This is a genomic window from Xanthomonas sp. LMC-A-07 (genome assembly GCF_030208825.1).
Classification (GTDB): domain Bacteria; phylum Pseudomonadota; class Gammaproteobacteria; order Xanthomonadales; family Xanthomonadaceae; genus Xanthomonas; species Xanthomonas campestris.
Map to the genome: position 1 here is coordinate 246588 of NZ_JARVTF010000005.1, position 12274 is coordinate 258861.

Consider the following 12274-nt stretch of genomic DNA (forward strand, 5'->3'; position numbering starts at 1 on the left):
TTTGCTTCCTTTCGATCCTGCATGTCCATCGTTCTAACCTCCGCCCAGAACCGTTTCCTGCGCGGCCAGGCCCATGATCTCAAAGCACTGCTGCAGACCGGCGGCAAGGGCGTCACGCCGGCATTCGTGGCCGAGCTGGAAGACGTGCTCGAACGCCACGAGCTGATCAAGGTGAAGGTGGCAGCGGAAGACCGTGAAACCCGCGACGCGTTGATCGCCGAGATCATCGAACACACTGGCTGCGCGCTGGTGCAGCGCATCGGCCATGTCGCCATCCTGTACCGCCCCAGCAAGGAAAAGCGCCAGATCGTGCTGCCGCGCGGCTGACCCGACGAGTTCTGCCATGCCTTTGAACCAGGAACACCCCGACTACACCTACGCGCTACGCGCGGCCGATGGCCGCCACGCCAAGGTGAACGAGCAGATTCTGCAGCAGAGTTTCATCCTGATGCCCGACGAGCTGGTGGAACACTGGCCCGTCTCCTCGCTCGACCAGCTGCAGCCTGCCCACATGGACGCCGTGCTGGCGTTGAGCCCGGCAGTGATCCTGCTGGGGACCGGCGAGCGCCAGCGGTTCCCGTCTACGGATGTCCTGGCCGCCTGCCTGACCCGCGGCATCGGCCTGGAAGCCATGACCAACGCGGCGGCGGCACGCACCTACAACGTGCTGGCCAGCGAAGGCCGCCGGGTGGCGCTGGCGATGATCGTAGGCGGGTGAGTTGGGGATTCGGGATTCGGGATTCGGGATTCGGGATTCGGGATTCGGGATTCGGGATTCGGGCAAAGCCTGCCGAAGCACTGGTCGCTGTCAAGCAAGCCATGCCACTTCGCTGGATAACGCACCCTTGGTGAAACGCAGAATTCGCGCCTTACCGTAGCGCCTCAGCCAAGGCCGTTACGATTCCCGATTCCCAATTCCCAGCTTCACTTCTTAGGCAAATACAGCAGCGGGTCAACCGGCTTGCCGTTGTAGCGGATCTCAAAGTGCAGCATGTCGCGGGCGGCGCCGCTGCGGCCCATCTCGGCGATCTGCTGCCCGGCCTTTACGTTCTGGCCTTCGTTGAGCAGGCGCTTGCGGTTGTGGCCGTAGGCCGACAGCCACTGGTCGTTGTGCTTGATGATGATCAGCTCGCCGTAGCCGACCAGGCCGGCGCCGGAGTAGACCACCACGCCATCGGCTGCGGCGCGCACGGCTTGCCCGCTGGCACCGGCAATGTCGACGCCTTGCTTGGTGGTCTCGCCGGTGACGAAGGTCCCCACCACCACGCCGTCGGCCGGCCAGCGCCAGCTGAAGCCGCTACTGACCGGGGCCGCAATCGGTGCGGCCGGGCGCGGCGGAACCACGGTGCCGCCACTGGCCACCGGTGCACTTGCACCAGGCTTGCTCGCGCCGGGCGGATACAGCTTGAGCGTCTGCCCGGGGTAGATCGTGTTCGGCGAAGACAGCCCGTTCCAGGCAGCCAGGTCCGGCGCGGTGATATTGGTACGGCGCGAGATCGCATATAGCGTGTCGCCGCGCTGCACGGTCACGGTGGCACCGGGACGCGGTACCGACGGACGCGGCGCGGCACTGGGCCGTGAAGCGCCACCACCACTGCCCGAGTTGGGCGAGCGCACCACTGTCGCGCTGCTGCAGGCCGTCAGCCCTGCCGCCACCACCAGCATCACCGCTGTCTTGCGTACCGATTTCATCTGCGCCCTGCTCATCCGTTCGTTGCCTTCCACACCAGCCAGCCGGCCACCATCGCCAGGACCGCCATCGCCACCCAGCCCAGGGGTTCGATCCAGCGGTGCAGCGCGGCTTCCGCACGCGCGCCGCCAAGGCGGATCGCGCCGGCCACCAGGTACACGCGCTTGCCGCGCCCCACCAGCATGCTGGCGATGAACGGCAGGATCGGCACGCCGACCACGCCCGAGGCCCAGGTAAAGATCTTCAAGGGAATGGGCGTAAAGCCCACGATCACCAGCAACCAGAACGCCTTCCACGGCGATTCGGCCACCACCTGCCGCAGGTTCTGCACCTGCTCGTCGATGCGCGCGCTCCAGCCCAGCCACTCGATCAGCGGCTGCAAGGCAGCGAACGCGAAGTGACCAAGTAGATAGCCCACCAGCGCACCGCTGAGCGATCCGATCAGGCTCAGCGTGGCGAACCACAGCGCGCGTCGCGGTTCTGCCAGCGACATCGGCGCCAGCATCACTTCCGGCGGGACCGGAAAGATGAAGCCCTCGACGAAACTGAGGCCGGTCAGCAGCGCTGGTGCGCGGCGGTGGCGGGACCAACGGATGGCCACGTCGTACAACGGCCCGAATATCTTCATCGAGAAACTCTCATGGGTTCAATCCAGCATGCCCGACAACAGCGGGACGAACGTGACCGGCGCCAGAACCTCTTGCGCGATCTCGCCATCGGCGCCGCGCGTCAGCTGCACCAGCGATTGCGACGAGGCGCCACCGACCGGGGCCACCAACCGGCCACCGACCGCCAGCTGATCGACCAAGGCGTCGACCAGCGCCGGCGCGGCCGCGGTGACCACGATCGCATCATAGGGGCCGTGTTCCGGCCAGCCGATCCGGCCATCGTCGTGCTTGCTGCGCACGTTCATGCCCAGATGGCGAAAGCGCTTGCGCGCTTGGCGCAGCAGATCGCCGATGCGCTCGACGGTATAGACCTCCAGGCCCAGTGCCGCCAGGATCGCGCCCTGGTAGCCAGAGCCGGTGCCCACTTCGAGCACTTTCTTCGGCGCCACCTGCAGCACTGCCTCGGTCATGCGCGCGACCACCCATGGCTGGGAAATGGTCTGACCATGGCCGATCGGCAGCGCGGTGTCTTCATAGGCGCGCGAGGCCAGCGCTTCATCGATGAACAGATGACGCGGCACGGTGCGCACGGCGTTGAGCGTGGCCTCGTCCTGGATGCCGGACTCGCGCAAACGCTCGACCAGACGGTCGCGCACCCGCTGCGAGGTCATGCCAATCCCCACCGATTCCGGTTGCAGGCGCAGCCGCGGGGTCATGCCGGCGCGTCCAGCGCAGCGGTCAGGCCGCCGACCCAGCCGGCGACGGTGTCCAGCGCCTGGTAGCGGGTGAGGTCGACGTGGATCGGCGTGATCGAGATATGCCCGGTGCGCACGGCGTGGAAGTCGGTGCCGGCGCCGGCATCCTGCTCGGGACCGGCCGGGCCGATCCAGTAGACGGTACGGCCACGCGGATCGCTCTGCGGCACGCACGGCTCGGACCGATGCCGGTTACCAAGACGCGTCACTTCGAAACCGAGCACATCCGCCCAGGCCAGATCCGGCACGTTGACATTGAGGATGGTGTCGGCGGGCAATGGGTCGGCCTTCAACCGCGCCACGATTTCCACCGCGGCACGTGCGGCGGTCTCGAAATGATGGACTTCGTGATTCTGCGTCACCAGCGAGACCGCTACTGCAGGCAGGCCGAGAAAACGCCCTTCCATCGCAGCAGACACCGTGCCCGAATAGATCACGTCATCGCCGAGATTGGCGGAATTATTGATGCCCGAGACCACGATATCCGGGTCGTAATCGAGCATGCCGGTGAGCGCCAGATGCACGCAGTCGGTGGGTGTGCCGGCAACCGCGCAGGTCTGCGCGTCGATGCGGCGGGTGCGGATCGGCACATCCAGGGTCAGCGAATTGCTGGCACCGGAGCGATCGCGATCGGGCGCGACTACCATCACTTCATGACCGGCGCGTCGCAGCGCCTCGGCCAGGATCTGGATGCCGGGGGCGTCGACACCGTCGTCGTTGCTAACCAGTACGCGCATGGGACTCCTCGGAAAACCCGGCCATGATACCGGATGCGTCCGTCCGCTTCTCGCTTGATCTTCGCTTGCGCCTGAGGTTGGGCAGGGTACGCTGTGACGATGTCGCATCCTGAAGACGAAGACGACGGCGCGCTGTTCCGTGCAGCCATTGGCGAAGTGAAGCCGATCCGCGCCGTCGCGCCGCCCGCCAACACCAAGCCGCGTCCCAAGCCGCGTGCGCGTATGGCCGAGCGCGACGAAGCCGAGGCGCAGAGCGAATTCGCGCGGCTGCTGCGTGATTCTTCGCCGCTGGAAGCTGGTGACACCGCCAGCTACCGCCGCGATACCCTGCCCGCGCGGCTGTTCCAGCGACTCAAGCGCGGGCAGTTTTCGGTGCAGGACGAACTGGACCTGCACGGCGCCACTGCCGCGCAAGCCGACGCCTTGCTACGCCAGTTCCTGTTGGAAGCGCATGCACACGAGCACGGCTGCGTGCGCATCATCCACGGCAAGGGCCTGCAATCGGACAGTGGCGCACCGGTGCTGAAGAATCTGGTGGACCGTGTGCTACGCCAGCGCAACGATGTGCTGGCCTTCCATTCCGCACCGCCCACGCAAGGCGGAACCGGTGCTCTGCTGGTGTTGTTGGCACGGCGTTAGAGCAGCTAGCAACACCACGGCGCAGCCGCCAGGCGGGCGCGGCCGGTGCTCGAAATCGGCGTGTACCACTCCTGCACACCGGTTCTTCCGCGCCCTCCGCACCCACCTCACGGCTGCTCGCTACGTTTTTATAGCCGCTCTCAGTGGCACCGGTCATCCATCATAGGAGCGGGCCCGGCCGCGATGAGGCGTTGTCGTAACGCCTCATCGCGGCCAAGGCCTCTCCTGCGGGAATGCTAGTGCTGGCGTACCACTCAGCCCTCGGAACGCGACTGCGGTGCAACGCGCGCTGCATCGACGACCTCGCCCAGTTCCCACAACACCGCGGTTGCATAGCACCCAGGTGGCAAGGCGAAGGTGAGCTGCAGCGTCTGCGCGTCCAACCAGGCATGTGCCAACGCCTGCGGACGCAGCCGCAACGCGCGGCGCTCCTGCTTGAGGCCGGCCGCCTCCAAACCCGTGCGTAACGCGAGCGATTGCGGATCCGACACTGCCGCCTGCTCAATCGCCGCTGCATCAGCGCTGCAGCGTAATTCGCCAGCGCCCCACAACGGGCCGCTGGGATGAATGTCGAAACGCGCCAGACGCTCGGCCAACACCTCGCTCCAGGGTTCGGGACCGAACACGCTGCGTGAGCCGTCCAGCATCCAGGCCTCGCCGTCCAGTGGCGCATCCCAATTGCCCTGCTCCACGCGCGCAGTCAGCACCTGGTTGAACAGTGCCGAGCGTGCTGCCGACAACAGCAGCGAACGTTGATCGTTGCGCAGGCGCCGTTTGGGTGCCGGCGCGAGCGTGCCATCCAGCTGCCGCGTGTAACCGAACATCGCCAATGCCGCAGCGACATTGCCGCCATCGCGGCCGAAGCGCTGCTCGCCAAACCAGTTGGGGATGCCGCGCGCAGCGATCGCGTGCAGGCGCGCATCGATGGCCACCTGATCGCCCACCACCTCACGCAGCGTCAGCATGAAGCGATTGCCATGCAAGGCGCCGCGCTGCAGCTTGCGGTTGTGCCAGGTGTGCTCCACCACCTGCATGTCGTCATCGTCCAGCGCACGCAAATCCGGGGCGATACGCTTGGGCAGATGCACACTGAAGCGCTGCGTGGTCACCGCATGGCGGTCCTTCAGACCCGCGTAGCCAATGCCCATCTCCGCAATGCCGGCCCACTGCGCCAAACGCTTGGCCACGTAAGCGGTGTTCTGACCACGCTTGCGCACGGTCAGCAGCAGATGCTCGCCCTCACCCGATGCATCGAACGCGGGCAACTCATCAACCTGGAAATCCTCGGCAATGCTGCGCATTGCCGCAGTGAGCACCGCGGCGCCATGCGCGCGCGGCAAAACGGGTGAATCGCTCATGGGAAAGTCCAGTGAGATGCGACAGGTGACGTACGCATGCTGCCGGCACCGCCGGCGTCAGAATGCAATCGCACGCCTCGCGCGTGCGACGCCAGTTAGGCGGCGATCTTGCCGAGCAGCACCGCGGCCTGTGCGGCAATGCCTTCGCTACGCCCAGTGAATCCCAGTTTCTCGCTGGTGGTCGCCTTGACGCTCACCGCATCCAGTTCGATGGCCAGCAGCCCGGCAATGCGCTCGCGCATCGCCAACGCATGCGGGCCTACCTTGGGTCGTTCGCAGATCACCGTGATGTCGGCATTGCCCACCCGCCAGCCGCGATCACGCAGCAACTGGTCGCAGTGCTGCAGGAACTGCGCACTGTCAGCGCCCTTCCAACGCGCATCGGAGGGCGGAAAATGCACGCCAATATCGCCCAGCGCCAAACCACCGAGCATCGCATCGCACAACGCATGCAGCACCACGTCGCCATCGCTGTGTGCCAGTACGCCGTGACTGTGCGCCACGCGCACGCCACCCAGCATCAGATGATCGCCCGGGCCGAACGCATGCACGTCGTAACCCTGGCCGATGCGGAAATTGAAGGACATGTTGCTTACACCTCTTCGGAACCGGACGCCGCAGAACGCGCATCGGAAAAAACGGACGTTGCAGCAGAGGGCATAGCGCTGCGCTCAGCCTCCCGGCTTGCGCCACCGCGGTCGCGGTTCGCCAGCTCGAATTCAAAACGCGCCAGGTCCGCAGGCGTGGTCACCTTGAAGTTGTCTTCGGCACCTTCCACCAGCAAGGGACGCAAGCCAAGCCGCTCGATCGCCATCGCCTCGTCGGTCACGTCCACGCCGGCAGCCGATGCCTCGGTGAGGCCGCGGATCAACTGATGGCGCCGGAACAACTGTGGCGTCAATGCGCGCCACAACCGCTCGCGCGGCTCGGTGCCATCGATCCCGCCATCGTCGCCTGCGCGTTTGAGCGTATCGCGCACCGGCGCGGCCAAAATGGCACCGACCGGATCGCCGCGACCGATCTCCAGCAACCGGTCCAGATCGGCCAGCGCCAGATTGGGCCGGGCCGCATCGTGCACCAGCACAAAGTCATCGGCGCGCACGCCGTCGGGTAACGCCAGCAACCCGGCCAGCACCGACGCCGCACGCGTGGCGCCGCCCACGCAGGTGAGCACGGGCTTGGCGTGCACGGCTGTCCAGCCCGGCCAATCGGCATCGTCGGGGGCAATCGCCACCACGATCCCGGCCACCGCCGGATGTGCTGCCAGGGCCGCCAACGTGTAGGCCATCAGCGGCTGGCCCGCCGCGTGCAAATACTGCTTTGGCACCGCACCGCCGAAGCGCGTGCCACGCCCGGCCGCCGGGACAATCGCCCACACCGAACCGGTCATGGGTGATCTACCGGGTCGGCAGACGCCGCGGGCGGTTGTGCAGGCGGTGCTGCTTCCTGCGCTGCCGGTGGCAACAGCGGCGCATCTTCGACCACGCGATAGAACGTTTCGCCGGGCTTGATCATGCCCAGCTCGCTGCGCGCGCGTTCCTCGATTGCTGCCTCGCCGTCCTTCAAATCCTTGACCTCTGCCGCCAATGCCTGATTGCGTTGGCGCAGGCCTTCATTATCCCGTGTCTGATGGGCAACCTGGGCTTCCAGCATCATCACTTCACCGGAATTCCCAGGCCCGAACCAGAAGCGGTACTGCAGCCACGCCAGCAGTACCGCCAGCACCAGCAGGAGCCAGCGCCAGTTGCGCACGGCTTATCGCTTGAGCGAAACGAACGCGTCGCGGCCGGCGTAACGCGCGCCGGACCCCAGTGCCTGCTCGATGCGCAGCAACTGGTTGTACTTGGCGACGCGGTCGCTGCGGCACAGCGAGCCAGTCTTGATCTGGGTGGCGGTGGTGGCCACGGCGATATCGGCGATGGTGGTGTCTTCGGTCTCGCCCGAACGGTGCGACACGATCGAGGCGTAGTTGGCCGCATGCGCCATGGCAATGGCTTCCAGCGTCTCGGTCAGCGTGCCGATCTGGTTGACCTTGATCAGGATCGCGTTGGCGGTGCCGCTGTCGATGCCTTCCTTGAAGATCTTCGGGTTGGTGACGAACAGATCGTCGCCCACCAGCTGCACCTTCTTGCCGACGCGATCGGTCAGCAGCTTCCAGCCGGCCCAGTCGTCTTCGGCCAGGCCGTCTTCGATGCTGATGATCGGGTACTGCGCCACCCAGTCGGCCAGGAAGTCGACGAACTGCTCGCTGGTCAGGCGCTTGTTTTCGCCCACCAGGTTGTACTTGCCGTTGTCGTAGAACTCCGACGAGGCCACGTCCAGGCCCAGCAGGATGTCTTCGCCAGCGGTGTAACCGGCCTTGCCGATCGCTTCGAGAATGGTGTCCAGCGCTTCGACATTGCTGCGGAAGTCCGGGGCGAAGCCGCCCTCGTCACCCACCGCCGTGCTGAGGCCGTGGCCCTTGAGCACCGACTTGAGCGAATGGAAGATCTCGGTGCCTGCGCGCAGCGCTTCGGAAAACGAGCTGCAGCCCACGGGCAGCACCATGAATTCCTGGAAGTCGACATTGTTGTCGGCATGCGCGCCGCCGTTGATGATGTTCATCATCGGCACCGGCAGGGCGACATCGGATTCGGTGATGGTGGACAGGTACTGCCACAGCGGCTGCTTGCGCGAGGCGGCGACCGCATGCGCGGCGGCCAGCGACACACCCAGCAACGCGTTGGCGCCCAGGCGGCCCTTGTTCTCGGTGCCGTCGAGGTCGATCAGGCGACGGTCCAGACCCTGCTGGTCGGCGGCATCGAAGTCCTTGAGCGTCTCGGCGATGGTGCCGTTGACGTTTTCCACGGCCTTGCGCACGCCCTTGCCCAGGTAGCGGGTCTTGTCGCCGTCGCGCAGTTCCACCGCTTCCTTGGTGCCGGTCGAGGCGCCCGAGGGCACGGCGGCGCGGCCGAACGAGCCGTCTGCCAGCGTGACTTCCGCCTCCAGCGTGGGATTGCCGCGGGAGTCGAGGATTTCACGGGCGAGAATCTTGGCAATAGTGGTCATAGGTCCGATCGGTTACCAGTAAGGGGGGAAGTACACCGGAAACAAGCTGCCGGATTATCGCCGCACACTGCCCCGTTGCCAAATCGCATGGGCAGCGAACGCACGGCAAGCCAGCCGGCGCGCCACTAGGCCATCACGCCCAGCAGCGACAAGCCAAACAACAAGAGCAAGAACAGCAGCGACGCCAGCCCCATCGCCGCGGCGACAGGCTGGCGACCCAGCCGAAGCGCGATGGGGCCGGCCACCAGGCCGCCCAACGTCACCAGCGCGCCCACCACCAGCGTGGCCAGCATCGGGGTGCGCGTGGCCTGCATGGCATGGCTGCCGTCGCCCGGCATGCCGAAGCTGGCGGCCGCCAGGAAGGCCATTACCGCAAAACAGGCCCACGCGGACAGCGACAGGCCCAGCGCCATCCAGCCCCAGGGCCAGTGACGCCACTGCCGGCGCTGGCGGCGCACTGCCGCCTGCGCCCATGGATCAGGACTCATGCGAAGCGCGCGAACCCGTGCTTCTTGGTCACTGCATCCAGTTCCATCAGCGTCTCGAGCAGCTCTTCCATGCGGTCCAGCGGCCAGGCATTGGGGCCATCGGACAACGCCTTGGACGGGTCCGGATGGGTTTCGGCAAACAGGCCGGAAATGCCCACTGCGACCGCGGCACGTGCCAGCACCGGCACGAATTCGCGCTGGCCACCGGAACTGCTGCCCTGCCCGCCCGGCAACTGCACCGAATGGGTGGCATCGAACACCACCGGGCAGCCGGTGTCGCGCATGACGCTGAGCGAGCGCATGTCGCTGACCAGGTTGTTGTAGCCGAACGAGGCGCCACGTTCGCAGACCATGATCTGCTCGTTGCCGGTCGACTTGGCCTTGTCCACCACTGGCTTCATGTCCCACGGCGCCAGAAACTGGCCCTTCTTGATGTTCACCGGCTTGCCGGCGGCGCAGACGTTCTTGATGAAGTCGGTCTGGCGCACCAGAAAGGCCGGGGTCTGCAGCACGTCGACGACGGCGGCGACCTCATTCATCGGGGTGTATTCGTGCACGTCGGTGAGCACCGGCACGCCGATCTGCTTTTTCACCGCGTCCAGCACCTTCAGGCCTTCTTCCAGGCCGGGGCCGCGGAAGCTGGTGCCGGAGGTGCGGTTGGCCTTGTCGAAACTCGACTTGAAGATGAAGTTGATCCCGAGCTTGCCGGTGATCTCCTTGAGCTTGCCGGCCACGTCGAGCTGCAGCTGCATCGACTCGATCACGCAGGGGCCGGCAATCAGGAACAACGGCTGATCCAGGCCAACTTCGAAGTCACACAGTTTCATCAGGTCACCTTGTTGATTGAAGCCCCTCTCCCACCGGGAGAGGGGTTGGGGTGAGGGTACGAATAAGGGCACCAAGCGCTTATGAAGCCGGGTGGTTTGCGTTGGTTGGCGCGTGGCGACGCGTTCATCAGGGCCGCCATCTTCCGGTGTGTTGCGGCGCCCCTCATCCGGCGCTTCGCGCCCCCTCTCCCGATGGGAGAAGGGAGCTGCTGCGCGCTTTTTGATTTGAGCCCCTCTCCCACCGGGAGAGGGGTTGGGGTGAGGGTATGGTTGCGAAGCATTGCTAAAGCAACTTGGTTTGCCTTGGCTTCCGCGTCGACACATTCGTCATGGCTGCCACCTTCCAGTGCGTTGCGGCGCCCCACCATCCACATCTACGGACCACATTCTCCCAACGGGAGAAGGAACGGCTCACGCACGCGCTTCCTTCAACAGCTTGCCGCCGGCCTTCTTCTCGCGCGCGGCGCGCACGAAGCCAATGAACAGCGGATGCCCGTCGCGCGGGGTGGACAAGAATTCCGGATGCGCCTGGCAAGCCAGGAACCACGGATGCGCATCGCGCGGCAGCTCCACCATTTCCACCAGCGTGTCGTCCATCGACTTGCCGGAAATCACCAGGCCGGCATCTTCCAGCTGGGTGCGGTAGCGGTTGTTGAACTCGTAGCGATGGCGATGCCGCTCGGCCACCACGTCCTTGCCGTACACCTCGCGCGCCAGAGTGCCCGGCTTCAGGCGCTGCTCCTGCAGGCCCAGACGCATGGTGCCGCCCAGGTCGGATTTTTCATCGCGCTTTTCGACCTCGCCGGTGGCGGTGCGCCACTCGGTGATCAGGCCGATCACCGGGTGCGGCGACTGGCGATCGTTTTCGGTGCTGTTGGCAGCGTCCAGGTCGGCCACGTGGCGGGCATAGTCCACCACCGCCGCCTGCATGCCGTAGCAGATGCCGAAATACGGCACCTTGTGCTCGCGGGCGTACTTGGAGGTCTGTACCTTGCCTTCGAAGCCGCGATCGCCGAAGCCGCCGGGCACCAGAATGCCGTCGATGCCCTGCAATGCGGCCATGTCGCTGCCTTCCAGATCCTGCGCTTCCAGCCAGGTCAGGTTGACCTTGGTGCGCTGACGCAGGCCACCGTGCTTGAGCGCCTCGGCCACCGACTTGTAGGCGTCCTGGTGATCGACATACTTGCCAACCACCGCGATGGTCACCTCATCAAGCGGATGCTTGACCGCATCGACCACCGCTTCCCACTCGGATAGGTCGGCCGTGGCGACTTTGTCGCGCAGCTTGAATTGATCGATGACCAGTTCGTCCAGACCCTGGCGGCGCAGCTCCAGCGGCATGCCGTACAGCACATCGATGTCGGGGCAGCTGATCACCGCACGCTCGGAGACATTGGTGAACAGCGCGATCTTGCGGCGTTCCGAATCCGGCACCGCCTGTTCGGAGCGGCACAGCAGCACGTCCGGCTGGATACCGATCGAGCGCAGCTCCTTGACCGAGTGCTGGGTCGGCTTGGTCTTCAACTCACCGGCCGCAGCGATGTACGGCACCAGGGTGAGGTGCATGAACATGGCCTTCTCGGCGCCGCGTTCGGTGCGCACCTGGCGGATGGCCTCCAGGAACGGCAACGACTCGATATCGCCCACGGTGCCACCGATCTCGATCAACGCCACATCGAAGCCGGCCGTAGCCTCGTCGATGCAGCGACGGATTTCATCGGTGATATGCGGAATGACCTGCACGGTCGCGCCCAGGTAGTCGCCGCGGCGCTCCTTGCGGATCACGTTTTCGTAGATGCGGCCGGTCGTGACCGAGTTCTTGCGCGACAACCGCGTGCGCACGTAGCGCTCGTAGTGGCCCAGGTCCAGATCGGTTTCGGCGCCGTCATCGGTGACGTAGACTTCACCATGCTGGAACGGGCTCATCGTGCCCGGGTCCACATTGATGTACGGGTCCAGCTTCATCATCGTGACCTTGAGGCCACGCGCTTCAAGAATGGACGCAAGCGAAGCAGCGGCGATGCCCTTGCCTAGCGAGGACACTACACCGCCTGTTACAAAAATCAGGGGAGTCATGGGGCTCAAGGCCTCCCGGAAAGCCATAGTTTAACGGGTGACGGGCGA

At 65.5% G+C, this 12274-nt stretch carries 15 protein-coding genes and 1 other RNA gene; 4 read left to right on the top strand and 12 right to left on the bottom strand.

Annotated features, from left to right (window positions below):
• The first annotated feature begins 21 nt into the window (after positions 1-21).
• Together yhbY and QRM89_RS03995 are read left to right on the top strand one after the other, a co-directional pair.
• Complete coding sequence (yhbY, locus tag QRM89_RS03990; protein ID WP_011036888.1) at positions 22-327, top strand: ribosome assembly RNA-binding protein YhbY; 306 nt, start codon at positions 22-24, stop codon at positions 325-327.
• A 16-nt stretch (positions 328-343) separates the two neighbouring features.
• Positions 344-718, top strand: a complete 375-nt coding sequence (locus tag QRM89_RS03995) for an Mth938-like domain-containing protein (protein WP_285447335.1) — start codon at positions 344-346, stop codon at positions 716-718.
• Between the two features lie 206 nt (positions 719-924).
• Here the strand turns inward: QRM89_RS03995 and QRM89_RS04000 are convergent, their stop codons facing one another.
• Genes QRM89_RS04000 through surE form a run of 4 tightly spaced genes read right to left on the bottom strand, consistent with a single transcriptional unit; the run spans position 925 to position 3790 of the window.
• Complete coding sequence (locus tag QRM89_RS04000) at positions 925-1707, bottom strand: peptidoglycan DD-metalloendopeptidase family protein (RefSeq protein WP_042598898.1); 783 nt, start codon at positions 1705-1707, stop codon at positions 925-927.
• A complete protein-coding gene (locus QRM89_RS04005) occupies positions 1704-2318 on the bottom strand; it encodes a YqaA family protein (protein ID WP_115555835.1) in 615 nt (204 codons plus the stop codon). The genes QRM89_RS04000 and QRM89_RS04005 overlap by 4 nt, the downstream gene beginning before the upstream one ends.
• A gap of 18 nt (positions 2319-2336) precedes the next feature.
• Positions 2337-3014, bottom strand: coding sequence for a protein-L-isoaspartate(D-aspartate) O-methyltransferase (locus tag QRM89_RS04010; protein ID WP_011036884.1), 678 nt, complete (start codon positions 3012-3014; stop codon positions 2337-2339).
• Entirely contained in the window at positions 3011-3790 is a 780-nt protein-coding gene (surE, locus tag QRM89_RS04015) for a 5'/3'-nucleotidase SurE (protein ID WP_285447336.1), read from the bottom strand. Before surE ends, QRM89_RS04010 begins: the two co-directional genes overlap by 4 nt.
• Before the next feature lie 99 nt (positions 3791-3889).
• Here surE and QRM89_RS04020 point away from each other — a divergent pair, with 99 nt between their 5' ends.
• Positions 3890-4429, top strand: coding sequence for a Smr/MutS family protein (locus QRM89_RS04020; protein WP_070693324.1), 540 nt, complete (start codon positions 3890-3892; stop codon positions 4427-4429).
• Between the two features lie 60 nt (positions 4430-4489).
• Positions 4490-4565: non-coding RNA, sX9 sRNA (locus QRM89_RS04025), on the top strand.
• Between the two features lie 118 nt (positions 4566-4683).
• Here QRM89_RS04025 and truD read toward each other — a convergent pair.
• The 8 genes from truD to QRM89_RS04065 form a co-directional block, all read right to left on the bottom strand.
• The gene (gene truD / locus QRM89_RS04030) at positions 4684-5787 is read right to left on the bottom strand and encodes a tRNA pseudouridine(13) synthase TruD (RefSeq protein ID WP_285447337.1); all 1104 of its coding nucleotides are present in this window, start codon (positions 5785-5787) and stop codon (positions 4684-4686) included.
• A gap of 95 nt (positions 5788-5882) precedes the next feature.
• A complete protein-coding gene (gene ispF, locus QRM89_RS04035) occupies positions 5883-6374 on the bottom strand; it encodes a 2-C-methyl-D-erythritol 2,4-cyclodiphosphate synthase (protein ID WP_076055558.1) in 492 nt (163 codons plus the stop codon).
• Positions 6375-6379: 5 nt separating this feature from the next.
• Complete coding sequence (ispD, locus tag QRM89_RS04040; protein ID WP_115004454.1) at positions 6380-7177, bottom strand: 2-C-methyl-D-erythritol 4-phosphate cytidylyltransferase; 798 nt, start codon at positions 7175-7177, stop codon at positions 6380-6382.
• Positions 7174-7539, bottom strand: a complete 366-nt coding sequence (gene ftsB / locus QRM89_RS04045; protein ID WP_011036878.1) for a cell division protein FtsB — start codon at positions 7537-7539, stop codon at positions 7174-7176. The genes ispD and ftsB overlap by 4 nt, the downstream gene beginning before the upstream one ends.
• 3 nt (positions 7540-7542) lie before the next feature.
• A complete protein-coding gene (eno, locus tag QRM89_RS04050) occupies positions 7543-8835 on the bottom strand; it encodes a phosphopyruvate hydratase (RefSeq protein ID WP_011036877.1) in 1293 nt (430 codons plus the stop codon).
• Between the two features lie 125 nt (positions 8836-8960).
• Entirely contained in the window at positions 8961-9323 is a 363-nt protein-coding gene (locus QRM89_RS04055; protein ID WP_228426648.1) for a hypothetical protein, read from the bottom strand.
• Entirely contained in the window at positions 9320-10150 is an 831-nt protein-coding gene (kdsA, locus tag QRM89_RS04060; protein ID WP_011036875.1) for a 3-deoxy-8-phosphooctulonate synthase, read from the bottom strand. The genes QRM89_RS04055 and kdsA overlap by 4 nt, the downstream gene beginning before the upstream one ends.
• Before the next feature lie 411 nt (positions 10151-10561).
• On the bottom strand, positions 10562-12226 hold the full coding sequence (locus QRM89_RS04065; protein ID WP_103699625.1) for a CTP synthase: 1665 nt from the start codon (positions 12224-12226) through the stop codon (positions 10562-10564).
• Between the last annotated feature and the right edge of the window lie 48 nt (positions 12227-12274).

Bases quoted from the DNA above. Each gene is read 5' to 3' on its own strand.
- QRM89_RS04065 (WP_103699625.1), bottom strand. From the start codon at position 12,226: ATGACTCCCCTGATTTTTGTAACAGGCGGTGTAGTGTCCTCGCTAGGC.
- kdsA (WP_011036875.1), bottom strand. From the start codon at position 10,150: ATGAAACTGTGTGACTTCGAAGTTGGCCTGGATCAGCCGTTGTTCCTG.
- eno (WP_011036877.1), bottom strand. From the start codon at position 8,835: ATGACCACTATTGCCAAGATTCTCGCCCGTGAAATCCTCGACTCCCGC.
- yhbY (WP_011036888.1), top strand. From the start codon at position 22: ATGTCCATCGTTCTAACCTCCGCCCAGAACCGTTTCCTGCGCGGCCAG.
- QRM89_RS04005 (WP_115555835.1), bottom strand. From the start codon at position 2,318: ATGAAGATATTCGGGCCGTTGTACGACGTGGCCATCCGTTGGTCCCGC.
- QRM89_RS04010 (WP_011036884.1), bottom strand. From the start codon at position 3,014: ATGACCCCGCGGCTGCGCCTGCAACCGGAATCGGTGGGGATTGGCATG.
- ispF (WP_076055558.1), bottom strand. From the start codon at position 6,374: ATGTCCTTCAATTTCCGCATCGGCCAGGGTTACGACGTGCATGCGTTC.
- QRM89_RS04020 (WP_070693324.1), top strand. From the start codon at position 3,890: ATGTCGCATCCTGAAGACGAAGACGACGGCGCGCTGTTCCGTGCAGCC.
- truD (WP_285447337.1), bottom strand. From the start codon at position 5,787: ATGAGCGATTCACCCGTTTTGCCGCGCGCGCATGGCGCCGCGGTGCTC.
- QRM89_RS04055 (WP_228426648.1), bottom strand. From the start codon at position 9,323: ATGAGTCCTGATCCATGGGCGCAGGCGGCAGTGCGCCGCCAGCGCCGG.
- QRM89_RS03995 (WP_285447335.1), top strand. From the start codon at position 344: ATGCCTTTGAACCAGGAACACCCCGACTACACCTACGCGCTACGCGCG.
- surE (WP_285447336.1), bottom strand. From the start codon at position 3,790: ATGCGCGTACTGGTTAGCAACGACGACGGTGTCGACGCCCCCGGCATC.
- QRM89_RS04000 (WP_042598898.1), bottom strand. From the start codon at position 1,707: ATGAGCAGGGCGCAGATGAAATCGGTACGCAAGACAGCGGTGATGCTG.
- ispD (WP_115004454.1), bottom strand. From the start codon at position 7,177: ATGACCGGTTCGGTGTGGGCGATTGTCCCGGCGGCCGGGCGTGGCACG.